Source organism: Salipiger sp. HF18 (assembly GCF_011806505.1).
GTDB lineage: Bacteria > Pseudomonadota > Alphaproteobacteria > Rhodobacterales > Rhodobacteraceae > Salipiger > Salipiger thiooxidans.
The window spans coordinates 1-26,885 of sequence record NZ_JAATOS010000023.1 but is presented as its reverse complement, the minus strand read 5'-3'; the positions used below and the strand labels follow the sequence as shown (position 1 = coordinate 26,885).

General features: G+C 69.5%; 25 protein-coding genes. 3 read left to right on the top strand and 22 right to left on the bottom strand.

Going from position 1 to position 26,885, the window contains the following annotated elements; translation table 11 throughout:
- From HC022_RS04775 to HC022_RS04670, 22 genes are all read right to left on the bottom strand, one after another.
- The coding region (locus tag HC022_RS04775; protein ID WP_254884938.1) for a condensation domain-containing protein at positions 1-637 on the bottom strand (637 nt) is incomplete at its 3' end.
- Positions 634-861 (bottom strand): acyl carrier protein, encoded by a 228-nt coding sequence (locus HC022_RS04770; RefSeq protein ID WP_008887634.1) that lies wholly within the window; start codon positions 859-861, stop codon positions 634-636. The genes HC022_RS04775 and HC022_RS04770, both read right to left, overlap by 4 nt.
- A complete protein-coding gene (locus HC022_RS04765; protein ID WP_167451550.1) occupies positions 858-2,489 on the bottom strand; it encodes a (2,3-dihydroxybenzoyl)adenylate synthase in 1,632 nt (543 codons plus the stop codon). The genes HC022_RS04770 and HC022_RS04765 overlap by 4 nt, the downstream gene beginning before the upstream one ends.
- A gap of 54 nt (positions 2,490-2,543) precedes the next feature.
- Entirely contained in the window at positions 2,544-3,932 is a 1,389-nt protein-coding gene (locus tag HC022_RS04760) for a YncE family protein (RefSeq protein WP_167451549.1), read from the bottom strand.
- 154 nt (positions 3,933-4,086) lie between these two features.
- On the bottom strand, positions 4,087-5,010 hold the full coding sequence (locus HC022_RS04755; protein WP_167451548.1) for an alpha/beta hydrolase: 924 nt from the start codon (positions 5,008-5,010) through the stop codon (positions 4,087-4,089).
- Entirely contained in the window at positions 5,007-5,975 is a 969-nt protein-coding gene (locus HC022_RS04750) for a TRAP transporter substrate-binding protein (RefSeq protein WP_167451547.1), read from the bottom strand. Before HC022_RS04750 ends, HC022_RS04755 begins: the two co-directional genes overlap by 4 nt.
- Positions 5,976-6,001: 26 nt before the next feature.
- The gene (locus HC022_RS04745; RefSeq protein WP_167451546.1) at positions 6,002-7,273 is read right to left on the bottom strand and encodes a TRAP transporter large permease; all 1,272 of its coding nucleotides are present in this window, start codon (positions 7,271-7,273) and stop codon (positions 6,002-6,004) included.
- Complete coding sequence (locus HC022_RS04740) at positions 7,267-7,809, bottom strand: TRAP transporter small permease (RefSeq protein WP_167451545.1); 543 nt, start codon at positions 7,807-7,809, stop codon at positions 7,267-7,269. Before HC022_RS04740 ends, HC022_RS04745 begins: the two co-directional genes overlap by 7 nt.
- A gap of 91 nt (positions 7,810-7,900) precedes the next feature.
- The gene (locus HC022_RS04735; protein ID WP_254884937.1) at positions 7,901-10,123 is read right to left on the bottom strand and encodes a FepA family TonB-dependent siderophore receptor; all 2,223 of its coding nucleotides are present in this window, start codon (positions 10,121-10,123) and stop codon (positions 7,901-7,903) included.
- A gap of 823 nt (positions 10,124-10,946) precedes the next feature.
- Entirely contained in the window at positions 10,947-12,224 is a 1,278-nt protein-coding gene (locus HC022_RS04730; RefSeq protein WP_008887663.1) for a TRAP transporter large permease, read from the bottom strand.
- A gap of 9 nt (positions 12,225-12,233) precedes the next feature.
- Positions 12,234-12,788 (bottom strand): TRAP transporter small permease, encoded by a 555-nt coding sequence (locus HC022_RS04725; RefSeq protein WP_165617101.1) that lies wholly within the window; start codon positions 12,786-12,788, stop codon positions 12,234-12,236.
- Positions 12,785-13,765 (bottom strand): TRAP transporter substrate-binding protein DctP, encoded by a 981-nt coding sequence (gene dctP / locus HC022_RS04720; RefSeq protein ID WP_008887609.1) that lies wholly within the window; start codon positions 13,763-13,765, stop codon positions 12,785-12,787. The genes HC022_RS04725 and dctP overlap by 4 nt, the downstream gene beginning before the upstream one ends.
- A gap of 82 nt (positions 13,766-13,847) precedes the next feature.
- Positions 13,848-14,603 (bottom strand): class II aldolase/adducin family protein, encoded by a 756-nt coding sequence (locus tag HC022_RS04715; protein ID WP_167451543.1) that lies wholly within the window; start codon positions 14,601-14,603, stop codon positions 13,848-13,850.
- Positions 14,600-16,753 carry a N,N-dimethylformamidase beta subunit family domain-containing protein gene (locus tag HC022_RS04710; RefSeq protein WP_175583455.1) on the bottom strand — a complete coding sequence of 718 codons (2,154 nt, stop codon included), beginning with the start codon at positions 16,751-16,753 and terminating at the stop codon, positions 14,600-14,602. Before HC022_RS04710 ends, HC022_RS04715 begins: the two co-directional genes overlap by 4 nt.
- 21 nt (positions 16,754-16,774) lie before the next feature.
- Positions 16,775-18,130, bottom strand: a complete 1,356-nt coding sequence (locus HC022_RS04705; protein ID WP_167451542.1) for an aspartate aminotransferase family protein — start codon at positions 18,128-18,130, stop codon at positions 16,775-16,777.
- Between the two features lie 122 nt (positions 18,131-18,252).
- Entirely contained in the window at positions 18,253-19,242 is a 990-nt protein-coding gene (locus tag HC022_RS04700; protein WP_167451541.1) for a substrate-binding domain-containing protein, read from the bottom strand.
- A gap of 288 nt (positions 19,243-19,530) precedes the next feature.
- Positions 19,531-19,935: a cupin domain-containing protein gene (locus HC022_RS04695; RefSeq protein ID WP_167451540.1), complete on the bottom strand. Its 405-nt coding sequence runs from the start codon at positions 19,933-19,935 to the stop codon at positions 19,531-19,533.
- Positions 19,936-19,959: 24 nt separating this feature from the next.
- On the bottom strand, positions 19,960-20,112 hold the full coding sequence (locus HC022_RS28980; RefSeq protein ID WP_167451539.1) for a helix-turn-helix transcriptional regulator: 153 nt from the start codon (positions 20,110-20,112) through the stop codon (positions 19,960-19,962).
- A gap of 17 nt (positions 20,113-20,129) precedes the next feature.
- Positions 20,130-20,354 carry a hypothetical protein gene (locus HC022_RS04685; RefSeq protein WP_167451538.1) on the bottom strand — a complete coding sequence of 75 codons (225 nt, stop codon included), beginning with the start codon at positions 20,352-20,354 and terminating at the stop codon, positions 20,130-20,132.
- Between the two features lie 135 nt (positions 20,355-20,489).
- A complete protein-coding gene (locus tag HC022_RS04680) occupies positions 20,490-21,242 on the bottom strand; it encodes an HpcH/HpaI aldolase/citrate lyase family protein (RefSeq protein ID WP_167451537.1) in 753 nt (250 codons plus the stop codon).
- A 27-nt stretch (positions 21,243-21,269) separates the two neighbouring features.
- Positions 21,270-22,454 (bottom strand): acetyl-CoA C-acyltransferase, encoded by a 1,185-nt coding sequence (locus HC022_RS04675; RefSeq protein WP_089960087.1) that lies wholly within the window; start codon positions 22,452-22,454, stop codon positions 21,270-21,272.
- Between the two features lie 85 nt (positions 22,455-22,539).
- On the bottom strand, positions 22,540-23,463 hold the full coding sequence (locus HC022_RS04670; protein WP_167451536.1) for a DUF6282 family protein: 924 nt from the start codon (positions 23,461-23,463) through the stop codon (positions 22,540-22,542).
- Positions 23,464-23,720: 257 nt separating this feature from the next.
- Here HC022_RS04670 and HC022_RS04665 point away from each other — a divergent pair, with 257 nt between their 5' ends.
- From HC022_RS04665 to HC022_RS04655, 3 genes are all read left to right on the top strand, one after another.
- Positions 23,721-24,515 (top strand): IclR family transcriptional regulator, encoded by a 795-nt coding sequence (locus HC022_RS04665; protein WP_089960081.1) that lies wholly within the window; start codon positions 23,721-23,723, stop codon positions 24,513-24,515.
- Positions 24,516-24,896: 381 nt separating this feature from the next.
- Positions 24,897-25,799, top strand: a complete 903-nt coding sequence (locus HC022_RS04660) for a hypothetical protein (protein ID WP_089960079.1) — start codon at positions 24,897-24,899, stop codon at positions 25,797-25,799.
- A gap of 80 nt (positions 25,800-25,879) precedes the next feature.
- The gene (locus HC022_RS04655) at positions 25,880-26,881 is read left to right on the top strand and encodes a TRAP transporter substrate-binding protein (protein WP_167451535.1); all 1,002 of its coding nucleotides are present in this window, start codon (positions 25,880-25,882) and stop codon (positions 26,879-26,881) included.
- Positions 26,882-26,885 lie beyond the last annotated feature (4 nt).

The window sequence follows — 26,885 nt, the reverse complement described above, 5'->3', positions numbered from 1 at the left end:
AGCGTCCACAGCCATCCGCGGCGCGCACGGCGGGGCTTTCGACCGGCGGAAGATCCGCGAGCTGGTCGTGCCAGAAGTCGCGCTGGCGGGTCCGGGCGGGGGCGGCGGCGAAACGCGCGTCCTCGTCCAGCGCCCGGGCAAAGGGTGTGGGCCCCTCGCCCGCGTCGGTGCCGATGAGCTCGGCATCGTAGAGCGCCGCCAGCCGCCGGGTGATCTGCACCATCGCCTGCCCGTCGGCGGCGATGTGGTGGATGCGCTCGCTGAGCACGTGGTGCCGCGGCCCGAGCCGCCAGAGCTTGAAGCCCGCGACCGGCCCGTGGAGCAGGTCGACCGGGGCCCGTGCCTCGGCCAGCAGCGCCGCCTGGATTTCATCGGGCCCGACATCTGCGCGCAGCACCAGCCGCGGTGCGCCGCGGGGTTCGAGCCGCTGCTGCGGGCCGTGATCGCCCACGCGGAAGCGCAGGGAGAGGCTCTGTGCCTCCTGCCCCAGCCGGTCGACCGCGCGCGTCATGGCGCCGGCGTCGAGCGGGCCACGGATGTGCAGCGCCTGCCCGGTCATGAAGACCGGGCTGCCCGGGTCGCGGGCCTGCGCGTACCAGATCCCGGCCTGCGCCTCGGTCAGCGGGTGCCAGCTCATTGCGCGGCCCGGGCGATGGCCCAGAACTCGTCCAGCGTCTCGCATTCGTAGAGCCTTTCCGAGGGCAGCGTCGGCTGCAGCTCTTCCCAGCCCATCAGCAGCCGCATCAGCGCGATGGAATCGAGCCCGAGATCGCCGAGGTGTTCGTCGGTCGCCACCTCGTCGGGGCCGATGTCGAGGGCGGCGGCGATGTCGGCGCGCATCCGGTCGAGGCTCAGGGTCATGGGGTTTTCTCCTCTTCGGCCAGCACATCGGCGCGCAGGATCTCGCGCAGCTGGCGGCGGCTGATCTTGCCGACGGCGGTGGTTGCGAAACCGTCGACGATGCGGATCTCGTCGGGAACCTTGAAGGCGGCGACCTCGCGGCCGCGCATGTAGCGGCGAAGCTCGGCGGGCGTGGGCGCCGCGTCGCGGGGCTGGATGAAGGCGCAGGCGCGCTCGCCCAGCCGCGCGTCGGGGATCGAGACCACCACCGCGTCGAACACCTGCGGGTGGCCGAGCAGCAGGTCCTCGACCTCTTCCGCCGAGATCTTCTCGCCATTGCGGTTGATCTGGTCGTTGGCGCGGCCCATCACCACGAGATGCCCCGAGGGCAGGCGCTGCACGATGTCGCCGGTGCGGTAGAAGCCGTCCTCGGTGAAGCTGCGGGCGTTGGCAGAGGCGTCGTCGTGGTAGCCGCGGATGGTGTAGGGCCCGCGGGTCAGCAGGTTGCCCGGGGTGCCCTCGGGCACGGGCGCGCCGGCGTCATCGAGGATCAGCACCTCGTCGTCGGGGCTGATCGGGCGGCCTTGCGTGCCGGTGACGATCTCGTCGGGGTCGTCGTTGCGGGTGTAGTTCACCAGCCCCTCGGCCATGCCGAAGACCTGTTGCAGCCGGCAGCCGAGCAGCGGCGCGACGCGCCGGGTGCTTTCGGGAAGGAACTTGGCGCCGCCCACCTGCAGCAGTTTCAGGCTCGGCAGCGCGGGCGGTGTCCTTTCGGCGGCGTCGAGCCAGAGCAGCGCCAGCGGCGGCACGAGGCCGGTGATCGTCACGCCCTCGCGGCGGATCAGCTCGAAGGCCACCTGCGGCAGCGGCGCCGGGCAGAGCACGACGCGGGCCCCGGCGTAGAGCGCGCCGAAATGGCCGGGCGAGGACATGGTGAAGTTGTGCGCCACCGGCAGGGTCGCCATGTAGACGCTCTCGGCGTCAATGCCACAGATCTCGTTGCTGCCCCGGAGCGAATAGATGTAGTCGTCATGGGTGCGCGGGATCAGCTTCGGCAAGCCGGTGGAGCCGCCGGAGATCTGGCAGAAGGCCACCGATTGCGGGTCGGGATCGGCGGGAAGCATCGCGGCATCGCCCGCGATGGCGTCCATCGCAAGCGTGCCCTCGGGCGCGGTGCCCGCAACGATGATATGGGCGAGTCCGGGCAGGTCGCCGCGCAGGCCCAGCACCATGGCGGCGTGGTCGAAGCGCTCGATGCGGTCCTGCACGAGGATCGCCCGCGCCGCCGCCTTGCCCGCGAGATGCAGAAGCTCGGTGCGGCGATGGGCGGGGAGCGCGTAGACCGGGATCAGCCCGGCGGCAAAGGCGCCGAACACCGCCTCGAAGAAGGCGGGCACGTTGCCCATCTGGATCAACACCCGGTCGCCGGGCCGCAGCCCCAGTGCCAGCAGCCCGGCGCCGAGGCTGCGGGCACGGTCGTTCAGCCCCGCGTAGCTGAGCCGCGCGTCGCCCGCCACAAGGGCGATGCGGTCGGGATGGGCGGCGGCGCGGTCGCGGAGCATGGCGGGGAAGGTCTCGCCCCGCCAGTAGCCGCGCGCGCGGTAGCGGGCGGCAAGATCGGCGGGCCAGGTCTGGATCGGGTCGGTCATGGGGCTCTCGGGATCAGGAGCGCGGGGCCACGCCGGGCGCGGCCCCGCGGCGCGTTACTGAGCGGTGATGCGGGTCAGGCGGTTGGCGGTGTCATCGCCCTCGCCGCGGGACTTGTTCACCACCCAGACGTTGCCGTGGGCGTCGCGGGGGAGGTGGTTGGGCGTCGAGCCGATCTCGAGGTTGGCAAGGATCTCGCCCTCGGGCGAGATCACCGCTACCGCATCCGCCACGCGCAGGGCGACGAAGACGTTGCCGCTTGCGGGCTCGACCACGGCGTTGAGCGGGCCCGCGCCTGCGTTCACCTGGCCCAGCTGTTCGCCGCTGACCGCGTCGAGGATGGTCACGGCATCATTGCCCTGCGCCACGGTGTAGACGCGCGACCCGTCGGGGCTGGCGGCGAGGCCGATGGTGCTGGATGAATTCTCGACCGGGAAGCCGCCGGACTGGGTGCCGGTGGCGAGGTCGATCACCGCGACCTCCTCGCTGCGCAGGGAGGAGACGAAAAGCTTGCCCGCCTCGGGCGCCAGCGACAGGCTCGCTGCCGTGAAGTCCTCGCCGCGGCGGGCCGAGGTCAGCTCGATGGGCGCCAGCTCCTCGAGCGTTTCGGTGTCGAAGACGTGGACGCGCGGCTCGAAGGTGGCGGTGACATAGGCCTTGCCGCCAAAGGCCACGACGTCGCGCGAGTGCGCCACGGTGCCCGGCTCGAACTGCTTGATGAGGCTCAGGTCCTCGGTCGAATAGACCGCGACGGTGTCCTGCCGGGTGTTGGTGACCCAGACCTGCCCGGCCTCGGCATCGACGCCGATGCCGTAGACCGCGAAGACGCCGCCGTCGCTGCCGTCGGCGCGGGCGGGCGCCGCGGGGGGCGAGACGCGGGCCACGATCTCGAGCGTTTCGGGGTCGATCTTGGCGAGCTCGGAGTCCCTGACCGGCGGGCGGCCGACGGCGCCGGTGACGAAGATCGCGTCCCCGGTTACCGCGACCTGATAGGGGTTGCGCACGATCTCGGCGGACTGGGTGGCGTAGCGCTCGGTGTTGAGCGGGCCCAACACCTTCGAGACCTTGAGATCGAAGATCGTGGCGAAGGGCGCGTCGCCGCCAAGCTCGGCCACCACCGGGTAGACGCCGGGGGCCGCGCCCTCGGGGATGGCGACGGTGGCATTGAGTGTGCCCTTGTCATCGGCGGTGAAGGGCGAGCCCGGCAGCGCGCCGCCGCCCCGGCGCCGCGCCACCCCCTTGCCCGGCTGGAAGCCGCGCGCCGAGATCTGCGCCTCACCCCCCGCGACGATGGGGCCGCGCTCCGGCCCCGAGGCGCCGATGCGCCCGTCGAACGCCCCGAGCCCGGCAAAGAGCTCGGCGCCGGCGAGGCCCGCGGGCGCGATCAGCAGCGCCGAGAGCGCGACGCAGCGCAGCAGGCGGCCGTTACGGTTGGTCTTGGTCATGTCATAGCCTTTCGATTGCCGGACCTCCGTCCGGTCAGGTCAGGGATACCCATCGGCTGCAGCAAGGCTGTGGCTGGTGTCGCGGGAACCGCCCCCGCGCGAGGCCGGGTGCCGCCTCGTGTCTCGTTGGTCTTGGTGCCGGGCGCCCTGCGGGTCATCGCGGGCGCTCGGTCAGCCGGGCTGCGTTTGCGAGCACCTGACGCAGCGAGGCGCGGAAGGTCTCGCCGTGGCTGAGGCCGGGGAAGACCGTCGTCTCGCCCGGGATGCCCGCGACCCGGAGCGCGGCGTCAAGGTCCTCGAAGGCCCGCGCGGGGGCAGCGGCGCGCTCGCGCACGAGCTTCCGGGCGTCGGGCGTGTCGGGGGTGCTGGCGCGTTCGCGCTCCATCCCGCCCTTGTGCAGGTCGAGCGGGCGCGGCGGCCAGTCTCCGGCCCTGGCCCGCGCCTTCGCCCGGTCGAAGTAGGCCGCGCCATCCCACCAGAGCGACGGGCTCGCCGAAACGTAGCGGGCGAAGGGCGACGAGGGCTCGCTCGCCGACCAGAGCACGAAAAGCCCGGCGTAGCTGTGGCCCCAGAGCAGGCTGCGGTCCGGGTCGAGCGGCGCCATCCCGGCCACCCGCGGCAGGACTTCGTCGCTGAGGAGGGTGAGGTAGTCAGGGGCCCCGCCGCCCGGACGGCCGCGCGGGTCGATGACCTCGGTGCCGTCCGGGCCGGGCGGGGTGTAGTCGCGGGTGCGTTCGGGCCCGGCGAAACGCGCGTCGCCAGCGTAGCCCAGCGTCACGATCACCGGCAGCGTGTCGGGATCGAGCGCGCCCAGAACCTCGTCGGTCAGCAGCTCCGCCGCCGCCTGCCCGTCGAGCAGGTAGAGCGCCGGGAACCCTGTCTCGGGCGCGGGGCGGCGCGGGATCAGCACGCCGATGCGGTAGTCCGCACCCTGCCCCGGCGCGGACAGCGTGAAACTCTCGACCCTGACCACCTGAGAGCCGGTGTCGAGGATCGTCGGCCCCAGCGGCACCGGCGCGGGTTGCGCGGCAGCGGCGATCGGCAGCGTCATGGCGATGAGCAGGACCAGCCACTTCATTCCAGCGCCCCCGCCTCGGCCTCGAGTGCTGCGAGCAGCGGTGCGCGGTTGCGCCAGCCCTCGTACCAGCTGTCCACGGAGGCGCCGAACCACGCGCGGTCGGCCGGGATCACCGGCACGCCGGTCTCTCCCAGCCTCGCGAGGTTGATGGCGTCGATCTCGCCGTAGAGGTCGACCATTGCGGCCACCTGCCGGGCAAAGACCTCGGTCACCACGGCGCGGTCGGCGGCGTCGATGCCCTGCCATTTCCGCGAGGAGGCGACGGCGGCCATCGGGAAGATCATGTGGCGCGAGTCGATGATCGTGCCCGCGTGCTTCCAGTAGCCGGAATTCCACGTGCCCTCATGGTCGATCTGCATGGCGTCGACCTGCCCGTTGGCGAAGGCATCGTAGAGCGCCGGAAGCGGCATCGGCGTGGGCGCGGCGCCGAGCCCGGTCCAGAAGTCCATCTCGGGCGCCAGCGGCACGGTGCGCACCCGCAGGCCCGAGAGCTCCGCCGCCTCGGTGACCTCGCCCGAGGTCACGATCTGGCGCATCCCGGCCATGCCCCACGCCAGCCCCTGCAGGCCGAAGAGGTCCATGCCGCCCAGCAGCTCCTGTGCCACCTCGCCGCGCAGCAGGGCAGCCGCGGCCTGCGTATCGGCGGCGATGAAGGGCGCGTAGAAGACGCCGTAATTGGCGTCGCGGTTGGCGAATTCCGCCGCTGTCAGCATGGCGAAGTCGATGGCCCCGGTCTGCAGCTGCTGCAGCATCCGCGCCTCGTTGCCGAGCTGGCCCGAGGGCATCACGAGGATCTCGACCCGGCCCTCGGTGGCCTCGGCGATCTCGGCGGCGATGCTGACGGCGGTTTGGGTCCACTGGTGCGGCGGCGGGGTAATGAGCCCAAGCCGGTACTGCTCGGCGGCGGCGGGCAGCGCGGCGAGCAGCGCGAGGGAGAGGCTCAGGGCGGCGGGGCGAAGGGACATGAAGGGCTCCGTCAGGTCGTTTCGGGTCATTGCAGGAAGTGGAGGGGGCCAAGCGCCAGCCCCGGCCAGAGCACCAGAAGGGCAAGCACCAGCAGCACGCCGGCGAGGTAGGGCAGCACCAGCCGCGCCAGCCGCCCCGCGCCGACGCCGGTCTGCAACGCAGCGGTAAAGAGGCCAACGCCTACGGGTGGCGTCAGCAGCCCCACGGTGAGGTTGATGCAGGCGAAGAGGCCGAAGTGGATCGGGTCGATGCCGTAGATGTCGGTGGCCACCGGCAGCAGCACCGGCACCACGAGGATCAGCGCGGGCAGCGGGTCGGTGACCATGCCGAGGCCCAGAAGCAGCAGGTTCAGAAGCAGCAGGAACACCAGCGGATCCTCCGAGACCGCGGCGATGCGCGCGGCGGCCATGGCGGGAAGGTTCTCCCACGCGGCGACCCAGGCGTAGAGGCTGGCGGCGGAGATCAGGAACAGGATGCCCGCGCTGCTGCGGGCGGTGGCGATCAGTGCCGGGCCGATCTGCGCCAGCGTGAGCTCGCGATAGACCAGCCGGCCGACGACGATGACGGCGGCGATGGCCACGACGCCCGCCTCGGCGGGGGTGGCGAGGCCGGTGAGGATGGCGGCGATCATCGCGGCGGGGATGGCGAGCGCGGGCAGCGCCTCGGCCAGTACCCTGCGCGCGGGCCCGGTCGCAGGTGCGGCGGCGGGGAAGCGCCCTCCCCGGCCCTGCCAGACCGTGACGCCGGACAGCACCGCAAGGATCGCCAGCCCCGGGCCGATACCGGCGAGGAAGAGGTCGCCGATGGGCACCTGCGCGATGACCCCGAAGACGATGAGCAGCATCGAGGGCGGCAGCACCGGCGCCAGCAGGCCCCCGGCGGCGGTGAGCGCGGCGGCGGCGTCGCGGGGGTAGCCCGCGCGCTCCATCTCGGGCACGGCGAGCCGCGACATCAGGGTGATCTGCGCCACCGTCGAGCCCAGCACCGCGGCCATAAGCGCGTTGGCCAGAAGCGTCGCCTGCGCCAGCCCGCCCGAGACCCGCCCCGCACAGAGCCCGGCCAGCGCAAACAGCCGCCTCCCGGCGCCGCTGGCGCTCATTAGCTCGCCCAGCAGGATGAAGATCGGCAGGGCGAGGAGGCCGTAGCTCTCCACCCCCTGGTAGAGCTGCTGCGGCAGGCTCAAGAGCAGCACGCCGTTGCCGCCGAGCACGATCTGCAGCACCGCGCCCGCGATCATCGCGAAGGCCACGGGCAGACCGGCGGCGAGCAGCAGGAGGAAGGCCAGAAAGCTCAGCATCGCTGCGCCTCTGCCGGCGAGACGAGCCGCACCGAGACGTGCAGCATGGCGCCAAGAGTGGCGGGCACCATAGGCAGCCAGAACCACGCCTTGGCAAGGCCCAGCGTCATGGTGGGCTCGGTATAGGTGAAATTGCCGCTATCGCGCGCCAGTGCCGCGCCCGAGCCAGCGCGCCAGAGCCCCATCGGGTCGAGCCAGACCCAGAGACAGGCGGCAAATCCCGCGAGAAGCGCCAGCAGAACCGCCCCGGTCAACCGCCGCATCGCGGGCGGCAGGCGCCGGGCCAGCAGGTCCACTGCGACGTGGTCGCCGCTGGCGAGATTGGCGGAGGCGCCGAAGAAGGCGGCACAGACCATGAGCAGGACGGCAAGCTCGTCGGCGCCCACGAGCGGCCGCCCGGCGCTGCGCATCACCGCGCCCGCGGCCATGCACAGAAGCATCGCCGCCAGAAGCGCCGCGGCGATCCGCAGCTCGGCCGCGGCAAGCCGCGCGTCGAGGCGGCGCAGGGTGGCAATCCGGGAGCTGGTCCGTGTCACGTGGGGTCTGGTCCTTGAGGTGGGTTTGCCCCGCCGCCGGGGACAGTGTGGCGGCGGGGCGCCTTCCGAAGACCTCTCCGATCGGGGAGGATCAGAAGGTCTTGGTCAGGCCGAAGTAATAGGCCCGGCCGGGCTCGTTGTAGGTTTCGGCACCGTCACCCGAGCGCTGGATCGACTTGTCGAAGACGTTGGTGACCCCGGCCTTCAGGTTGAACCCGTTGTTGAACTGGTAGGTCATCCCGACGTTCACCAGCGTGTAGGGATCGCGGCTGTCGGTGTCGTCGTTCGCGTAGCCGGAGTGGGCGCTGTAGTCCGAAGCCTCGGTCTTGCCGTAGTGGGTCAGAGAGGGCACGATCGCGAACTGGTCGTTGACGTTCCAGGTCAGCGCGGCGTTGATCGTGTATTCCGGCACCAGCGACAGCGGCACCTCGATCGACTCGCTGCCGAAGGTCTCGCCGGTGCTGGTGTTGGTGCCGCCCTTGATCTTCAGCTGCTGCACCGACTCGATCATGTAGGTCCCGTTCACCGCCAGCGAGAACTGGTCGTTGAAGGTCTTGGCGAAGCTGCCCTCGAGACCCTGCACCCGCGCCTCGGGCACGTTCTGCCACTGGTAGAGACGCGCCGGGCTGCCGTTGACCAGCGTGGTGCCGACCTGGTCGGTGCCGGACTGGATCTTGTCGCGGTAGTCGTTGTGGAAATAGGTCAGCGTGGCGACGATGCCGTTGTCGAGCCCGTTGTAGCTGACGCCGATCTCCTTGTTGATCGAGGTCTCGGGGTCGAGATCGTCATTGCCGAGCACGTAGCACGGACCATTGCGGTAGTAGGGATAGGGACAGCCGTTGCCGCGCGTCGTGTAGACGTAGGTGTCCGAGAGCTGGTAGAGCGTCGGCGCCTTGAAGGCCTTGGCCACGCCGCCCTTGACGGTCCATTCCGAGTTGATGTCGTAGGTCGCGTTGATGCCGCCCGAGAAGTTGCTCCCGAAGGTGTCCGCGTGGTCGAAGCGGACCGAGGGCGTGAGCGTCAGCCGGTCGGTCCACTCGATGTTCTCTTCGTAGTAGATGCCGAAAGTGAGCTGCTCGGTGGTGTCGTCCGCATCCGAGGAGTCGCGGCTGCCGTCGTCGGTGGTGATCGACGAGAACGAGCCGTAGTCCGACAGGTCGAGCGTCTCGTAGCGCAGCTCCGCCCCCAGCGTCATCGCCGCCGGACGGCCGAAGAAGCTGCGGTCGATATAGGCTTCGGACTTGGCTGCGATGGCTTGCAGGATCGCGGTGTCCCAGTCCGAGGTCGAGTTGATCGAGCCTTCGCCGCCGCCTGCGGGGCCCTCGGAGAGGCGGCTGTTGTCGGTGTACTCGTACTGAAGGTAGCTCCGCGTCGAGCCCCAGCCGTAAGTGCCGGTGTGGGTGATCGCGGCGACGCTGCGCTCCATCACGTTGGTCTCTTCGCCGTCGTCGGCAAGCTGGCCCACGATGGAGTCGGGATCGTCGGTCAGGCGCCCGCCAAGCTGGGTGTCGCCGGCAAAGAGGTTGCCCTGCCGCGACCAGCCGAGCTCGAAGTCGAACTTGTTGCGGTCGCTCGGTTCCCAGCTCAGCAGCAGGGTGGCGTCCTTGTTGACCACGCCCTCGTTGCCCGCGTCGCGCGAGCAGCTCTCGACGCCGTCATCGTCGGTCTCGCAGGTCTCGACATCGGAGTTGAGATCCGGGTCGTCGGCCTCGGTGCGGTTGTAGCTGCCGCTGAAGCGCAGGGCGAAATCCTCGTTCAGGCGCTTGGCCCAGAGCACGTTGTAGCGCTGGGTGAAGCCCTCGAGGTCGCTTTCCGGCGCGTCGAAGAACATTCCGAGCTGCAGCAGGTCGCTGTCGGGGGCCTTGGTGACGATGTTCACCACCCCGCCCGAAGCGCCCGAGCCGTAGCGTGCCGCCACCGGGCCGCGGATGACCTCGATACGCTCGACCATCTCGGCGGGCACCCAGTTGGTGTCGCCGCGGGTGTCACGCTCGCCCGAGCGGCCCATCTTGACCGAGGTGCGCGACAGGACCGGGCGGCCGTCGATCAGGATCAGAACGTTCTCTGGGCCCATGCCGCGGATGTCGACCTGACGCTGGTTGCCGCGCTGGCCCGAGGGCGAGGTGCCGCTGAGGTTCACACCGGGCATCTTGCGGATGATCTCGGCCACATCGTTGACGACGGGCTGCTTCTCGAGATCCTCGGCGCTGATCGTCGAGGCGCCGAGCGCCTGCTTGATCTGCTCTTCGGCGGTCAGCACGATGGTGCCGAGATCGAAGGTCTCGGTGGGTTCGGTGGACAGGGTCTGCGACAAGGCTGGAATCGCAGAGGTGATTGAAAGCAGGAATATGGCCGACCCGGAGGCCAACCGTGCGCGCGCGGTCGCCATGCACAGTCCTCTCGTCATTATTGGTTGCGGAGTTTTGAGCTGGCGTCGGCTTGCCTGTGGTCGGGAAAACCATGATTCCCGATATTGGTCAAATCGTAATAACGATGATGTGACAAATATGATGCTGCGGGACAATTGAATTAAAATCGTTTATTACCATCGAGCTAGGAGATTAATATCGCAAGATGAATTTCCGCCGCAAATGATCCTCATTTGCACGGTTCGGGTGGATTTTCGGGAAATCCCATCACAGTTTTTCGGAACAAACATCCCCTGCCATTTGCCGCGTCACGGCAAATGGTTGGCGAATTCGAGATATCGCTCTTTACGGGGTCCCGGAGAGTGTCCGGATGAATGTCACGATGGTCCCGCGCGAATATCCCTCGGTTGCGCCGGACAAGGGCACATGACGGAGGGACGGCGCGCGCAACCGTGTCGGCGGTCTCCTGCGGCGGTCGATCTTTTGGGGGAGACACCGGCCCGGGCGAATGCATGCGGCGTGGGTCGATGCGGCTGACGGATGCGACGGGCCTTACGCCCCGTCACCCCGTCTTCGCTGCGCCGCAAAATGAGGCGAAATCACCAGGGTATCAAGCGAATTCTTTTTGTTTTGAGAGCCGCAATTCTTAAGGTTCGGTTCAGCTTCGCGTGCGAAGTTGTAAGGCTTTCGAAACGCCCCTCAGGCGCGCTCCATGGGCGCTGCCCGGGCGGTTCCTTCCCGCCCGGGCAGCGCCAGATTGCAGGCCTGTCACACGCCCAGCAGGCGCGGCAGCGTCAGGGTCAGCGCCGGGACATAGGTCACGATCAGCAGCACGATGAACAGGATCCCCAGCAACGGCAGCGTCGCCTTCAGCACACGGCCGAAGTTGAGGTTGCCCACCTGCGCCAGCATCTGCAGCACGAGGCAGACCGGCGGCGTCATCAGCCCGAGCGTCAGGTTGAAGATCACCACCACGCCAAGCTGCACCGGGTCGATGCCGTAGCGCTGCGCGATCGGGTAGAAGATCGGCACCGTCACCAGCAGCGCCGAGGCGGGCTCGAGCACCATGCCGATCAGCAGCAGGAAGATGTTGAGCAGCAGCAGGAAGACCCACTTGTTCTCGGTCAGCGAGGTCAGGAAGTCCGCCGCCTGCTGCGGGATCTGCTCGCGCGCCATGATGTAGGAGAAGAGCGCGCCGACACTGGCGATCAGCATCACCCGCCCGGTGGTGGCCGCAGTGCCCGCCAGCGTGTCGTAGAGCCCGCGCAGGGTGATCCAGCGGCAGGCGAAGGACAGCACCAGCAGGTACATGGCGGTGACCGCAGCGGCCTCGGTGGGCGTGAAGATGCCGCCGAGGATGCCGCCCAGCAGCACCACCGGCGCAAGGAAGATCGGCAGCGCGCCGATCAGCGTGCGGACGGCCTCGGAGCGTGGGATGGCCTCGGCGGTGAGCTCGGTGCGGTTGCGGGCGTAGAGGTAGATATAGAGCGTCAGCGCCACGAAGATCATCAGCGCCGGGATCACCCCCGCGAGGAAGGTCGCGGCCACCGAGGTGCTGGTCAGCACCGCGTAGAGCACGGCGGCGATCGACGGCGGCATGATCGGGCCCATGGTCGACGACGCGGCGGTGATGGCGGCGGCGAAATGCGGGTCGTAGCCGTTGCGCCGCATGGTCGGCAGCAGCACCGAGCCGAGCGCCGCGGAATCCGACAGCGCCGAGCCGCTCATCCACGAGAACACCAGCGAGGCGTTGACGTTCACGTAGGCCAGCGAGCCCCGCACCCGCCCGGTCACCACGAGCAGCGCGTTGATCAGCTTGTCGGCCAGGCCCGCCGAGTTGGCGAGGAAGCCCACGAAGATGAAAAGCGGCACCGCCAGAAGCGGGAAGCTGTCGAGCAGCGCCGTCACCCGCTGCACCGCCACGCCCATCGAAATGCGCGGCGCCATGGCGATGTAGCCCAGCGACGGCAGCAGCATGGCGAAGGCGACGGGCACCCGCAGGATCAGGAGGACGGCCATGCCGCCCAGCATCATCATCAGTTCCATGGCGGGGTCCTATTCGTAGGTGTCGCCGGCGGGCGGCAGGGCCGGCATCCGGCCGGTGGCGACGTAAAAGGCGCTCACGAGGCTGTGCAGGGCCATCAGGCCGAAGGCGATCCAGGCGCCGCCGTAGAGATAGATCATCGGCATGCGCAGCGCCGAGGACTTGGGCCCCGCCGTCTTCATCAGCCAGCTGTAGCTGAACACCACCACGCAAAGGCAGGTGATCGCCACGATGACCTGGGCCAGGCATTCCAGCGCCCGCAGGTGGCGCGCCGAGAGCCTGCCGTCGAGGAGCCCGATGGTCACGTGCGACCGGCGGCCGGTGATGAAGGCGGCAGCAGCGAAGGACATCCAGACGTAGCTGTAGCGTGCCAGCTCGTCGCCCCAGAACAGCGGCGCTGCAAAGACGTAGCGGGCGATGACCTGGGTCGAGACGGCGATCAGCACGAGGCTGAGGAAGCCCACGCTGATCCATTCCTCGATCCGGTCGAGCCAGCGCAACGGTGCGGGAAGGACGAAGGGCGCGCTGTCACGCGCGCCCTCCTCCGTTTGGACGGATCCGCTCATTTCAGGTCTTCGAGCAGCTTCACGTAGGCCTCGGAATAGGGCAGGCCCGAGGAGAAATGCTCGCGCGCCTTGGCCTTGATCGCCTCGACGTCGAGATCCTCGATCACCGTGACCTCACCGTTCTCCTTCCACTTGGCCAGCGTCTCGGCCTCGGCGGTGTCGACGCATTCGCGCACGCGCTCCGAGGCGCTGGTGGCGGCAGTGGTGAGCGCCTCCTGCTCTTCGGCGCTGAGCGACTGCCAGAAGTCCTCGTTGACCACGAAGGGCGCGGCGGTGATCAGGTGCCGGGTCATCGCGACGTACTCGGCGGGCTCGTCGAAGGACTCGAGCCCGATGATCGGGATCGGCGCCTCGGCCCCGTCCACGATGCCCTGCTGCAGCGCGAGGTAGAGCTCGGAATAGGCGACCGGCGTGGGCTGCGCGCCCAGCGACTTGGCGCCCTCGATCGACACCGGGGTCTCGGGGACGCGCAGGCGCATGCCGGAGAAGTCGTCGGGGCCGTGGATTTCCTTCATGCCGAAGACGTTGCGCACGCCGTAAAGCCAGGGCGAGCCCACGACGCGGACGTTGGCGACCTCGAGCAGCTCGTCCATCAGCGCCTGCGCGGTCGGCGTGGTGTAGACCTTCATCACCTGGTCGACGTTGTCATAGAGGTAATAGGTCTCGAGCACCGAGATGTTCTCGCTCCAGGCGGCGAAGATCGACGAGGTGATCACCGCCATCTCGAGTTCGCCGAACGAGACCTGCTCGGCCATCTGGTTCTCGGAGCCGAGCTGCGCCGAGTGCACCACGCTGATGTCGAAACCGGCGTCGGCCAGTTCCTCGGCCATCGGGAGGCCACCGCAGGCCACGAAGGGGGTGGTCGGTCCGAACAGGATGCCGAAGGTCGCCTCGACGCTCTGCGCCTGGGCTGTGGTGGCGATCGCGGTCGACGTGATCAGGGCCGCGATCGCCGCGGTCGCTCGTTTGATTTGCATGGGTCTTCCTTCTCTGTTGGATGTGCCCTTTGGTTGTTGGCCGGCGCGGATCAGGCACATGACCCGGGCCGTCGGCGCGCGGTCATTGCGCGTAGTCGGGCTCCTCGCGGTCGAGCCGCCGGCGCCAGCTGTCGAGGTGCAGGCGGGCATCGAAATAGTCGGACCAGGCGCCGCGGTGGTGCATGCGGAACTGCTCGTTGAGCTTGCGCAGCGGCAGGCCGGTGGCCATGGCGGTCATCTGGTACTTGCAGGTCTGCTCGGCCATGTAGAGCTCGTCGAAGGCGTCGTGGATCGTCGGCCCCACCACCGTCACCCCGTGGTTGGCCATCACGAGGATGGTACGGTCGCCGAGCTTCTCGGCGATGCGGTCGCCCTCTTCGTCGGTCAGCGCGATGCCGCCGAACTCGTCGTCGTAGGCAATGCGCTCGGCCAGCGCCATGTCGTTCTGGTGGGCAAAAGCCATGCGGCCGCCCTCGATCAGCGACAGCGCGGTGAGGTATTGCGGGTGCGTGTGCAGGACGCAGCGCGCGCCCGGGTGCATGAGGTGGACACGGGCGTGGATATGGAAGGCCACCCGGCGCAACTCGCCCCCGCCGCGCACGACGGTGCCGTCGAGCTTGCAGAGCAGCAGGTCGCTGGCGCGCACCTCCGAGAAATGCAGGCCGCGCGGGTTGATGAGGAACATCGACTCGCCGTCGGTGGCTTCTTCGGGCAGCATCATCGAGTTGTGCCCGGCGATCTGCTCGGTCATCCCGAGCCGGGCCATGGCGCGGAACACCGCCGCGAGATCGCGGCGCAGCTCGGTTTCGGTTTCGGTCATCGCGGGTGCGATGGTCATGCCACGAGCCCTCCGAAGCGGCGCACGACGTTCTCGAGCATCCGCGAACAGCCGTTGTCGAAATCATTCCACGGCAGGCTGCCGCAGAAGGTGATGGAGCCGGTGGTGAAGATCTGCCCGCCGCCCGGAAGCCTGGCATAGGCGATCTCGGCCCGGACGAGATCCTTGGGCGGCTCGCCGGTGAGCGTGGCGAAGTGGCTCAGCACCTCTTCGGGGACGCACATGAAGCTCGGGCCGTGGCCGAAGCTGCGGGCGAGCACCTTGGTGCCCTCGGGCGTGCCGAGCGCGAAGTCCACCCGGTCGAGCTCGAAGCCCGCGGCGCCACCGCCGGAGAAGCCGTAATCGCCCAGCGGGTCCTCGTCGACGCCCTCGAAGATCCACGCGACATCCGCGTCGGACGCCTCGGGGGTCAGCGCGTAGGGCGAGCCCTCGAAGAAGCCCTGCCCCGAGAAGCCCACCGCGCCGATCTCCTGCGGCGCGCGCCCGTTGCGGCGCCAGAGCCCGCCGTACTGGCCGTCGAGCATGTGGTAGCCCTCGCCCGCCTCGGTGGCCCAGGCGCGGATGCCCCCCTCGGCGCGGCGCACCTCGATCACGCCGGGCAGCGCGTCGCTGACCGCGATCTTCCAGTAGAAGCCGTTGCCGCCGAGATAGCAGAAGTTGCCGCCCTGCCGCGTGTAGTCGCGCAGCGCGTTCAGGGTCTCGGGCGTGTGGTATTCCGGGTGCGATCCGGTGACGAGCGCGTCGTACCCCGCGATCAGCTCCAGCCCCTCGCGGTGCAGGTCCTCGTCGGTGATCACGTCGATGTCGATCTCCATGCGGCGGAACCACTCGACGAGATGGCCGTCCGCCGGGAAGTGCCGCAGCCCCGAGCCCTCGTGGATGGCGAAGGTCTGGAAGCCCGGGCGCATGGTCAGCATCGGCCGCAGCCGCGACGAAAAGCAGTGCCCGGCGCCGTCGGGGTGGTAGTTGTAGGTCGAGGTGCCGAAGCCCGGGAAGTTGTCGGGCCCGCGCGGCGTGCCCCAGTCGGTGATGCGCGCCTCCATCGCGTCGTCGAGGTTGCCGCGCGCGTGGTTGCAATATGCGATGTAGGTGAAGGTCGAGGCGAGGTAGCAGACCTTGGCGTTGCGGGTGCCCTTGGGCGGCAGGACGAAGAAGGGGATGATGTCCTCGTGCCCGTCCTGCGTCAGCTTCACGCCGTAGACGCCGCTGGCGAGGCCCTCGGGGATCGCCAGCTCGAGGCTGGTGTCCCAGCCACAGTCGTAGATGTCGTCCTCGTGGAAATGGATCGCGGCGTACTGGCGCGGCGCGTGGGTGTAGACCATCTTGGTCCCGTCCCAGTGCGAGCCGCGCACCGCGCGGGTGGGCAGGTTCACGAGCTGGCCGTGCAACGCCAGCGGCCCGGTGTCCACGACGCCTGCGCTGTTCATGGCGATGCTGAAATCCCAGAACGCCCGCACCGGGCCCTCGGGGCCCTGTTCGCGCAGCGTGATGTCCTCGAGCCGGCCGTTGAAATGTGCCGTGGCGCCACAGCCCTCGGGCCGGGCGGCAAAGCTCAGGCGGGCGCCGTCCACCGGCGCGAAGGTGAAGGCGCCACCCGACGCGGCCTCCTGGTAGCCGTCGAGCGAGGCGACCGAAAGCTCGGCCGCGCCGCCGCGCAGGTCGAGCGCGAGGGTCAGGTCGTACCAGACCTTGCGCTTGGGGGTGATCGCGGCGGTGATGACGGCCTCGCCCGCCACGGCCTCGATGCGTTCGGGATAGGCGGTCAGCGTCCAGAGGCTGGCGCCGTCCGGCCCGGTGAGGGCGAGGATCGTGCCGCCGCTCTCGCGCACCAGCCAGGGCTGCACGCGCAGGCTCACCACGAGACGCGCGGTGTCGAAAAGACCCGCGGTCGGCACCCAGCCCCAGCTGCCCAGCCGGGCGGGCTGTTCCTGCGCCGCAAACCTGCCGAGGTCGAGCCCCGCCACGTCTTCGATGTGCATCCCCATGCCCTCGGGGTTGGCGTCGGCGTTCCAGATGCGCACCACGCGGGCGGCGATCTCGCCGGGGATCTGGCTCGAGGTCTTGACGGCGATGCGTTCGCCCGGCCGGGCGGAAAGGCGGTCGAGATAGCCGGTCAGCGGCGGCACGGCCGGGGCGGTCTGGTCAGTCATGTCTCAGGTCTTCCGATGATGTCAGGCGAGGGCGTCCTGGCCCTGGCCGAGCGCCAGCAGGCGCGTTTCCATTTTCGCCAGCGCCCGGTCCATGCGGGTCAGAAGCTCGGTCAGCTCGTCGGCGGTGATGACCAGAGGCGGCGAGATCAGACAGGCGTTGTTGAGTGGCTTGATGCCGGCGGGATAGACCACCAGCCCTTCTTCCCAGCAGAGATCGACGAAGGTGCCGGTGGCGTTGAATTCGGCGGGCGGCGGGGTCTTGCCCTGCCGGTCCATGACGAACTCGAAGCCCCAGAGCAGACCCCTGCCCCGCACATCGGCGACGTGGGCATAGCGCTGCTGAAGCGCCTTCAGCCCCGCCTCCATCTCGGCGGCGCGGGCGGCGACGTTGCCCAGCACGTCGTGCGCCTCCATGTAGTCGAGCACCGCAAGGCAGATCGCGGCGCTGAGCGGGTTGCCCGAGAAGGTGTGGCCGTAGGGCGCGAGCCCCGAGCCCTGCCGGATGGTCTCGACCAGCGGCGCGCGCAGGATGACGGCGCCCATCGGCGTGTAGCCCGCGCTCAGCCCCTTGGCGGTGTTCAGGATGTCCGGGACGATGCCCTCGAAGCCGCTGGCGAACCAGCTGCCGGTGCGCCCCATGCCGGTGATCACCTCGTCGGCGATCAGCAGCACGTCGTGGCGGTCGCAGATCTCGCGCAGCGCAGTGAAGTAGCCCGGCGGCGGTACCAGCGCCCCGCCCGCGGCGCCCACGATGGGCTCGGCAATGACGGCGGCCACCTTGTCGGCCCCGCCCGCGGCGAGGATCGCCGTCTCCCACTCCGCCGCCGCCACCGCGCCCTGCTCATCCTCGGGCAGATCGCCCCAGTCCGACCGGAAGGCATAGGCGGGCGGCACCTCGGGGAAGGCGTGCAGGTAGTCGCCGAAATCGCCGCGCCGCCCGTCGTGGCCGGACATCGACAGCGCCCCCATGGTCATGCCGTGGTAGCTGCGTTGGCGGCTGATGAAGCGCGTCTTGCCGGGCCGTCCGCGCTCGCGCCAGACCTGCAGCGCGAGACGCATCGCGTGTTCCGAGGCCTCGGAGCCGCTGTTGACGAAGAACACGTGGTCAAGATCCCCGGGCGCCAGCGCGGTCAGCCTTCGGGCCAGCTCCTCGGCGGGGGCGTTGGTGAACTGCGCGGTGAAGGCAAAGGCCACCTCGCGGGCCTGCGCGGCCATCGCGTCGGCGATTTCCTCGACGCCGTGGCCGATGTTGGCGGTCATCGCGCCGGACGAGCCGTCGATGTAGTCGCGGCCCTCGGTGTCCCAGAGCCAGACCCCCTTGCCCCGCGCCACCGTCTGGTAGGGTTTGGCGAGATCGTTCTTCAGCAAGGCGGACATTCGGAACTCCAACTTCGATGTGATGACATATCCATCACTGTGTGAATACGTAATCACAAGGTTGGACTCCGCCCCCTTTGCCTGTCAAGCGAACCGGTGGGATCGGTTTCTGCAACGGCGCCTTAGCGCCGCGTGGTTGCCCGAATAATCATCTCGCCCGGCAGCAGGTGGAGCCTGCGCGCCTCGTCCTCGGGATGGTTCAGCAAAGTCAGCGTCTGCGCGATCATCGCCTCGAGCGGCTGGCGCACGGTGGTGAGCCGGTAGGCGGCCCAGTTCGCCTGCGGCACATCGTCGAAACCGATGACCGAGACCTCGTCGGGCACCTTGCGCCCGAGGTCGTAGCGCAGCGCATCCACGACCCCGCAGGCGATGGCGTCGTCCCCGCAGAACACCGCGTCGAGATCGGGATGGCGGTACAGCAGCCCGTTGATGGCCTCGCGCCCCCAGTCATAGGTGAAGGCGCCGTTCAGGTGCTCGACCGGCGCCAGCCCGGCCTCGCGCAGCCCGGCGATGAAGCCGTTGGCGCGGTCGCGGTTGGGCGAGGAATCCTCGAGCCCGCCGACATAGGCCATGGTCCGGCAGCCCGTCGCCACGAGATGACGCGCCGCCTCGCGCCCTCCGGCCCCGCTGTCGCAGGTCACGGCAAAGGCCCCGCCCTGTTCGGCGTAGCGATGGAAAAGCACGTAGGGCACGCCCGCGTCGGCGCAGAGCTCGGCGGCGCGGCTTCCCAGCGCAACGGTCATCACGATGATCCCGGCCACCTTGTAGCGCAGCACGCCGGGGATGAGGTCGTCGATATTCTGACCGGGCGCCGCGTTGAACAGCAGCACCTCGCGGTCTTCCTGCCGCAGCGCTTCGGTCAGGGCCGAGAGCGCCACCGGGAAGAACGGGTTCACGACGTTGCCGACCACCACGGCGACGATGTTGGAGCGCCCGGTGATCAGCGTCCGCGCCACCGGATCGGGCCTGTAGCCAAGCGCCGCCGCCGCTTCCATGATCCGCGCCCGGACGTCCTCGGCCACGTAGCCATGCTCGGCCATGACCCGCGACACGGCGGCCTGGCTGACACCTGCGCGCGCGGCGACATCCCGTTGCGTGACGCGTTTCTGCATGTCCCTCCCCGCCGGTGGCGCAAGCGCCGCCCGCCGACCCAGTGCCCCGGATGGCCGCAGGCGACCGGCCCCCGGCGTCGCCGACAGGACCCGGGCGTACCGGGGCGATGGCTCGGCCCGCTGCGCGTCCGATTCCATCGCTCCTGACCGAAAAGCGGTGTTCAGGCAAGCTTTCGCCCATGAAGACGGGGCCAGCCTAGCACGGAAACGCCCCGACTGCCCGCTTTTGCCCCAAACCGCGACCTGATCGCCGGGGGGACGCCTGCGAGCCACGGCCCGCGCTACCCGTCAGAGATCGCCGTTCACCACGATCACCAGCACCACCGCCTCGGCGCTGCCGATGCGGCGGATCTTGTGCGTGACGATGCCGGGGGAATGCACGCAGTCCTGCGCCGAAGGACGCTCGCTGCGGCCCTCGAACGAGACCTCGACCTCGCCCTTCAGCACGTAGACGCATTCCTCGCCGGTGCGTACCGAGCCGTGGCCTACGGCCTGCGACTCCTCCTGCGGGTGCAGCACGAAGGTCGAGAGCTTGTCGCTCTTGATGCCGAGTGCCTCGAGATAGGGCGCGCCGCTGCCGGTGGGGGTGACGGTGGCCCGCTCGCCCGCGCGCACCACCTGGATGTCCTCGGAGCCGACACTGCCACCGAAGAGCTCGCTGACGCTGACGCCGAGCGCGCTGGAGAGCCGCATCAGCGTGGCGAGCGAGGGCGACTTCTAGCCCCGCTCGACGCGCGAGATGTAGCTCTTGTCGAGATCGGTCTGTGCCGCCAGCGCGTCCAGCGTCATCTGCCGCTTCTGCCGCAGGACCCGGAGACGCATCCCGAGCGCCTCTGCCGAAAGCGTTTCGCCGCCAAGTTGTTCCGCCACCGTCCCCGGCTCTCCCCTTAAAGATCGACCACCAGTTCGTCCGAGGCCGACTGCGCGGTGCAGGCCATCAGCTCGGTCTTGCGTTCGTCCGGCCGCAACACACGGTCGCCGTGGATCGGCTCGCCCTCGAGCCAGCGCAGCCGGCAGGCGCCGCAGAGGCCGCCCCCTAAGAACGACGCCACCGCAGTCATCAGCAGCGCCACGCCGCCCCGCCCCTGCTGGCCCATCGGGTAAGGGCGCACGAACGAGGCCGTGTTGGGACAGGCCCGGCCCGGGCCGGACAGCCCCCCACGGAAGATGGCGTCACGAAAGAGGGGGCCATGCAAAAGGCCACGCCCCGAGACGAGGCGTGGCCTGTGGTCAGGTGGCGGGCCGGGTCAGGCGTTGCGCGAGGCCACCAGGGCGGCGGCGGATTTGCGCAGCAGCGCCTGGTCCGAGCCGCAGACGAAGACCGTCACGCCCTTGGCATGCCACGCCGGGATCTGCGCCGGGTCGCCCACGAAGAGCCCCGCAGCGCGGCCCGCCTTGCGGCAGGCGGCGACCACCCGGTCGATGGCGGCGTCGAGCTCGGGCGACGGAAAGGCCACGCCCATCGACTGCGACAGGTCCGCAGGCCCCACGAAGAGAAGGTCCACGTCGTCGATGGCGGCAATGGCGTCGAGATGCTCGAGCGCGCTCTCGTCCTCGATCTGCACCATGGCGACGCTGGTCCGGTCACTGGCCTCGCGGTAGGCGGGGATGTCCATGCCGCCATAGTTGCCCGCCCGCGGCGAGGGCGAGAGCCCGCGCTTGTTGCGCGCGAAGCGGACCGAGTCGCAGACCGCCTCGGCGCCTTCCGCGTCCAGCACGTGCGGAACCATGACCCCGGTGAGCCCGAGGTCGAGCAGCGGCGCGATCCAGTCGGTGCCCTTGCCCCAGCGCCGCGACAGCAGCGGCAGGCCGACGGCGCGCCCGGCGAGCGAGAGCATGTCCATCTGCCCCAGCTCGATCGGTGCGTGTTCCTGGTCGATCACTGCGAAGTCGAGCCCGGCGTGGCCGAGGATCTCTACCACATGCGGCGAGGGCGTCTTGACGAAGGTGCCCACGAGCAGCTCGCCCGCCCGCACCCTGTCCCTGAAAGTGGTGGTCATGGTGGTGTTCCTCCCTGCTCCTTGACGTCAGGCGCCGAGCGCCTCGATGACCAGCGCGATGCCCTGACCGCCGCCGATACACATGGTGACCAGCGCGTGGCGACCGCCGATGCGCTGCAGTTCGTGGATCGCCTTCACCGCGAGGATCGCCCCGGTGGCGCCCAGCGGATGGCCGAGCGCGATGGCGCCGCCGTTGGGGTTCACCTTCTCCGGGTCGAGCCCGAGCAGCCGGTTCACCGCAATGGCCTGCGCCGCGAAGGCCTCGTTGGATTCGATGACGTCCATGTCGGCAAGCGTGAGCCCCGCCCGCGACAGCGCCAGCGGCACCGCCTCGACGGGGCCGAGCCCCATGACCTCGGGCGGCACACCGGCCACGCCCCAGGACAGCAGCCGCGCCACGGGCGACAGGCCGCGGGCCGTGACCGCGTCCTCGCCCGCCAGCACCAGCGCCGCGGCGCCATCGTTGATGCCGCTGGCGTTGCCCGCGGTCACGCTGCCGTCCTTGCGGAACACCGGGCGCAGCCCGGCAAGCTGCCCGGCGGTGGTACCGGGGCGCGGGTATTCGTCGACGCTCACGAAGGTCTCGCCCCTGCGCGACCGGACCGGCACCGGGACGATCTGCGCGGCGAAGCGCTCTTCGGCCAGCGCCACCCCTGCGCGCCGCTGGCTTTCGGCGGCGAAGGCATCCTGATCGGCGCGCGAGATGTCGTGACGCTCGGCCACGTTCTCGGCGGTGACGCCCATGGGGCCGCAGCCGAACGGGTCGGTGAGCGCGCCCATCATCCAGTCGGTGGCGCCCGCGTCCCCCATCTTGATGCCGTGGCGCATGCCGTCGACCGAGAAGGGCGCACGGCTCATGGCCTCGGCACCGCAGGCCAGCGACAGGCGGCTCTCGCCCGCCCGGATCATCCCCGCCGCGGTCGCGATGGCCTGCGCGCCGGAACCGCAGAGCCGGTTCAGCGTCAGCCCCTGCGAGCTGTCCGGCAGTCCCGCCCCAATGCCGATGGCGCGACCGAGATACATGTCGCGGGGTCTGGTCGGGATGACGTTGCCCACCACCGCGTTGTCGATCTCCTGCGCCTCGACGCCGGCCCGGCGGATCGCCTCGGTGGCAGCGATGATGCCGAGCTCGTCTGGCCCCAGCGACGACAGCGCGCCGCCGAAGCTGCCGATCGGCGTCCGCGCGGCGCCGAGAATGAATACGTCCTGCATGGCATGTCCTTGTCTGCGCGCGGCGAGGCGCCCTGCCCGGCTGCGCGGTCCCTTGTCCGATGATTGAGTGTCCTGACGCCTCGCGTCAGCCGTCGAGGCCGATCACCTGCGCCGCGTTCGCCGAGACCATCGGCTTGATCTGCGCCTCCGTGTAGCCAAGGTCGAGACAGGTCTCGACCGCCTTGCGGAAGCCCTGCAGCGGCGTGAGCGTGCCCACCTGCCCGAGATCCGAGCACAGGATCGTCCGCTCGGGACCGACGAGGTCGATGTAGGCCTTGAGCTCTTCGTTGGAGCGGTTGCGGAATTTCGAGCCCTCGACGAAGAAGGCCAGCGAATGCTCGACCTGCGCGCCCATGTCGGCGATCTCGAGCGTGTCCTCCATCGAGGCGCCGACGATGTCCTCGGGATGGGTGAAGATCAGCCGCTCGACGCCGCGCTTCTTCGCCTCGGCGAAGACCTTCCTGGTCTCGCTGACGTGGATGTGGCCGCTGGCCAGCGCCAGCCCGGTGGCGGCGCAGACGTCGAGGATGTCGAGCAGCTCGGGCAGCATCGCGCCGTCCGCGTCGAAGAGCGGCACGGCGCTCGCCGGGCGGATCTTCTGCGTCGAGGCCGGGTGCGACCAGTCGGACGAGGCCTCCCACGCAAGGTGGTTCTCGGCGGCGAGCGTCGGCAGCCAGACCACCTTGCCGCCCATCGCGGCGGTGTGTTCCACCGCGTAGGGGTTGAGCCCGCCCACCACGTTGTTCAGCACGATGCCCGAGAACACCTGCGTGGAAAGCTCGGGGTGGTGGGCCTTGATCAGCGCGGCGCACATCACGCCGGAATAGTCGTGGTCCTTGGTGACCACCGCCGAGAAGCCGGCCTCCGACAGCTCGCGGGCCAGCTCGAGATGGTCCACCGCGCGGGGAGCGATCGACGGCCCGCTGTGGACATGGGGGTCCACCGCCCCCTGCAGGATCTCGGAAATGCGCGCCTCTTGGTCCAGCGTAGCCGTGTCCGCAGATGTCATCGTAGTGCCTCCCATGTGTTCTGCCCGGGGCAACTGCCCCGCGCCCGGTCATCGGCCCCCGACAGGTGCCGGGCCGAAGTGACTTTAGGCTTGTCCCGTTCAGCGGAACTGTGTTCTATTATTTTTCAGATTGCGCCCATGTCAAGCGGCGAAGTTTCCGAGCCCCCGTTCCGGCGCGCCGCGGCGCAGTCGGTTGCAGCCTTGCGCGGGGCGGTTGTAGAACCCCTTGACGCGGCCAGAACCGGGAGGAGGCAGGGATGCCGGAAGACGACAAGAAAATGGCCGAGGGGCTTCAGTCCGTCATTCTGACGATGCAGATCGTCGACCAGGTGGCGCGGACCGGCAAGGGCGTCGGGGTCACCAGCCTCGCCACTGCGCTCGGTACCTCCAAGAGCCGCATCCACCGGCACCTGCAGACACTGGTGCAGCAGGGCTACGTGTTCCAGCACGAGGATTCCGAGCGCTACGAGATCGGCCACCAGCTGGTGTCTCTGGGTCAGGCCGTGCTCGACAACAGCGGGCTCATCGGCTCGACCCGCGACTCTCTGCTGGCGCTGCGCGACCGGCTCGGGCATTCCGCCGTGGCCTCGCAGCTGACGCCGGACGGGATGCTGGTGATCGCCACCGTCCCCGGCCGCTCGCCCATCGAGATCGGCGTACGGGTGGGCTCGCTGCTGTCCTTCCACGGCTCGGCGCAGGGCAAGGCGGCGACGGCGTTTTCCTCGGAGGCCTTCCAGCGCCGCGTCCTGACCGGCGATCTGACCGCCTTCACCGAGCACACGATCACCGACCCCGCCAAGCTCTCGGCCGAGCTCGACGAGATCCGCCGCCGTGGCTGGGCCACCGCGCCCAACCAGGCGGCGCTCGGGCTCAACACGCTGGCGAGCCCGATTCTCGACGGCTCCGGCGCGGTCTGCGGCACCGTGGGGATCGTCGACCTGACCCAGTCGCTTGCTGCCGAGCCCGGACCCGAGCACACGGCCGCGGTGATGGAGACCGCGCGGCGGATCTCGGTCCTCATGGGCCATTCCGGCCCGCTCCCCTTCGGCTGACACCCGCTATCCCCCGACCCTGAGAGCAGGAATTTCCCTCCGGCCGCCACCCCGAGGCGGCCGGGCGGAGATGGCATTCCGCCTCACCGACAAGGGCCGACAGGCGCCGTGGCAGGCTGCCCGAACGCGAGGACTTGACAGCCCCGAGGGTGGATCCGTATGTTCCGTTTGTGAGAACACTGTTCCGCCAAAAGAAACACGCACACTTCCGGGTCACGGCAAGGACGCCCCGAAACAGGACCGCGAGACCGCCGCCGGGACGCGAATACAGGCCCCTGAAGGGGCTTTGCCCGACGGGCATGACGCTTTCACGGCACCGTCCGGAGAACGCGGAAGATACGAAAGACAGGCGGTCGGAGGGGCCGCCGGGAAAGGGAGACGATGTACGACAAGTCCGATCCGCGCGCATCGCTGGCCGCGTCGAAACCGGCGAGCATGCTGAACCAGACCGGCCTCGTGGCCGAGGAACAGGCCGCAACCTTCTACGACAGCGCGCCGCAGCTCACCGACGCGTCAGGCCGCACGTGGCTGCACCGGGGGCACAACTTCCTCGTGGCCTACAGCCTTGCCGAGCCTGGCGCCGAGTTCGCCCGCGACGCGCAGGAAGACGAATACTGCGTGCTGCTGCCACAGAACGGCGCCGAGATCCTCTGGAACGGCGAGACCGTGCAGGTCCCCGGCAACTCCATCGCCTTCGTTCCCGCCGGCGCCAGCCGCGTCACCAGCCCCGAGGGCGGCGAGCTCGTGCGGCTCTTCACCACGCGCAGCGCCGACCTCGTCGCGCTCTGCGGCAATGCACGGGGCTATGACGTGCCGCGCAGCCACATCCCGCCGCTTCAGGACTGGCCTGCCCCCACCGGCGGCTGGAAGGTCCGGCACTATTCGCTCGACGTGGCGCCCGAACCGGGCCGCTTCGGCCGCATCTTCCGCTGCACCACGCTGATGGTGAACGTGCTCGACCCGTTCGACGGTCCGCGCGATCCGTCCAAGATGTCGCCGCACCACCACGACGATTTCGAGCAGGGCTCGCTGGCCCTGTCGGGCACATTCACGCATTACCTGCGCTGGACCTGGACCAGCGACATGGCGGACTGGAAGGACGACAAGGCGCTCGAGATGGGCGCGCCGTCGATGCTCGTGATCCCGCCGCCGGTGATCCACACCACCCGCGCCACCGGGGCGGGCAGCAACCTGCTCGTCGACATCTTCAGCCCCCCGCGCGAGGACTTCTCGGCGAAACCGGGCTGGGTGCTGAACGCCGACGATTACCCGATACCGGCCTGACCGGCCCGGCGGCCGGCCCCTGCGAGAGGATTGAACGCAGCGCCGGCCCGCACATCACGTCACCGAGGGAGGAGCCCAGAATGACCATCCACAGACGAACCCTGCTGAAAGGCGCCGCCGCCATGAGCGTCGCGCTGGCCGCACCCCACGTCGCCCGCGCCGCCGCCCGCCGGATGCGCTTTGCCCATGCCGCCAACGAGGTGCACCCGGGCCACCGCATGGCCACCAGCTTCAGCGAGGCGCTGGAAGAACTGATGCCTGGCGCCTTCGAGGTGCAGATCTTCCCGAACCGCCAGCTCGGCGACGACAAGCAGCTGCTCGAGGGCAGCGTCGCGGGTCTCATGGACGTGGTTTCGGTCTCGGGCGTGCTGTTGCCGCTGGTCACCGGCCGGCCGGCGATGAACGGCTGGCAGATGCCCTTCCTCATCCGCGACTACGACCACTTCGGCGAGCTGGCGCTCGGCGACATCGGGCAGAAGATCCTCGACGACCTGCGTCCGGCGGGGCTGGTGGGGCTCGCGGTCGCCGACACCGGCCAGCGCAACTTCCTGTCGATCGACAAGGCGGTCACCACGCTGGCGGATTTCTCCGGGCTCAAGACCCGCATCGTGCCGGTGCCGCTGCACCAGCAGATCTGGGAGACCGTCGGCACCGCCCCGGTCGGCCTGCCCTACGGCGAGGTCTACGGCGCGCTCGAGACCGGGGTCATCGACGCGGTCGAGATCAACGTCTCGTCGATGCTGGGCGAGAACCTCTGGGAGGTCGGCAAGCACTTCACCCTGACCGGCCACTACCCGTGGCACATGTCGACGGTGATGTCCGAGCGCTTCTTCGAGGGGCTCAACGACGAGGAGAAGGCCGCCGTGACCGAGGCCGGCCGGCGCTCGGTCACCGCGACGCTCGACTATGCCAAGACGCAGGATCTCGAGGGCCGCGAGGAGCTCAAATCCAAGGGCGTCGAGATCGTCGAGTTGTGCGAGCTTGACCAGATGCGCGACCGCGTGTCCGACCTCACGGCGGAGTGGTCCGGCAAGGACCCCCTCATCGCCGAGCTGGTCGCGGCCGCCGGCGCGCCCGCCTGACGCA

Coding starts and splice junctions, on each gene's coding strand:
- HC022_RS04770 (WP_008887634.1), bottom strand. CDS start 861: ATGACCCTGAGCCTCGACCGGATGCGCGCCGACATCGCCGCCGCCCTC.
- HC022_RS04765 (WP_167451550.1), bottom strand. CDS start 2,489: ATGACCGACCCGATCCAGACCTGGCCCGCCGATCTTGCCGCCCGCTAC.
- HC022_RS04760 (WP_167451549.1), bottom strand. CDS start 3,932: ATGACCAAGACCAACCGTAACGGCCGCCTGCTGCGCTGCGTCGCGCTC.
- HC022_RS04755 (WP_167451548.1), bottom strand. CDS start 5,010: ATGAAGTGGCTGGTCCTGCTCATCGCCATGACGCTGCCGATCGCCGCT.
- HC022_RS04750 (WP_167451547.1), bottom strand. CDS start 5,975: ATGTCCCTTCGCCCCGCCGCCCTGAGCCTCTCCCTCGCGCTGCTCGCC.
- HC022_RS04745 (WP_167451546.1), bottom strand. CDS start 7,273: ATGCTGAGCTTTCTGGCCTTCCTCCTGCTGCTCGCCGCCGGTCTGCCC.
- HC022_RS04730 (WP_008887663.1), bottom strand. CDS start 12,224: ATGGAACTGATGATGATGCTGGGCGGCATGGCCGTCCTCCTGATCCTG.
- HC022_RS04725 (WP_165617101.1), bottom strand. CDS start 12,788: ATGAGCGGATCCGTCCAAACGGAGGAGGGCGCGCGTGACAGCGCGCCC.
- dctP (WP_008887609.1), bottom strand. CDS start 13,765: ATGCAAATCAAACGAGCGACCGCGGCGATCGCGGCCCTGATCACGTCG.
- HC022_RS04715 (WP_167451543.1), bottom strand. CDS start 14,603: ATGACCATCGCACCCGCGATGACCGAAACCGAAACCGAGCTGCGCCGC.
- HC022_RS04710 (WP_175583455.1), bottom strand. CDS start 16,753: ATGACTGACCAGACCGCCCCGGCCGTGCCGCCGCTGACCGGCTATCTC.
- HC022_RS04705 (WP_167451542.1), bottom strand. CDS start 18,130: ATGTCCGCCTTGCTGAAGAACGATCTCGCCAAACCCTACCAGACGGTG.
- HC022_RS04700 (WP_167451541.1), bottom strand. CDS start 19,242: ATGCAGAAACGCGTCACGCAACGGGATGTCGCCGCGCGCGCAGGTGTC.
- HC022_RS04695 (WP_167451540.1), bottom strand. CDS start 19,935: ATGCGGCTCTCCAGCGCGCTCGGCGTCAGCGTCAGCGAGCTCTTCGGT.
- HC022_RS04680 (WP_167451537.1), bottom strand. CDS start 21,242: ATGACCACCACTTTCAGGGACAGGGTGCGGGCGGGCGAGCTGCTCGTG.
- HC022_RS04675 (WP_089960087.1), bottom strand. CDS start 22,454: ATGCAGGACGTATTCATTCTCGGCGCCGCGCGGACGCCGATCGGCAGC.
- HC022_RS04670 (WP_167451536.1), bottom strand. CDS start 23,463: ATGACATCTGCGGACACGGCTACGCTGGACCAAGAGGCGCGCATTTCC.
- HC022_RS04665 (WP_089960081.1), top strand. CDS start 23,721: ATGCCGGAAGACGACAAGAAAATGGCCGAGGGGCTTCAGTCCGTCATT.
- HC022_RS04660 (WP_089960079.1), top strand. CDS start 24,897: ATGTACGACAAGTCCGATCCGCGCGCATCGCTGGCCGCGTCGAAACCG.
- HC022_RS04655 (WP_167451535.1), top strand. CDS start 25,880: ATGACCATCCACAGACGAACCCTGCTGAAAGGCGCCGCCGCCATGAGC.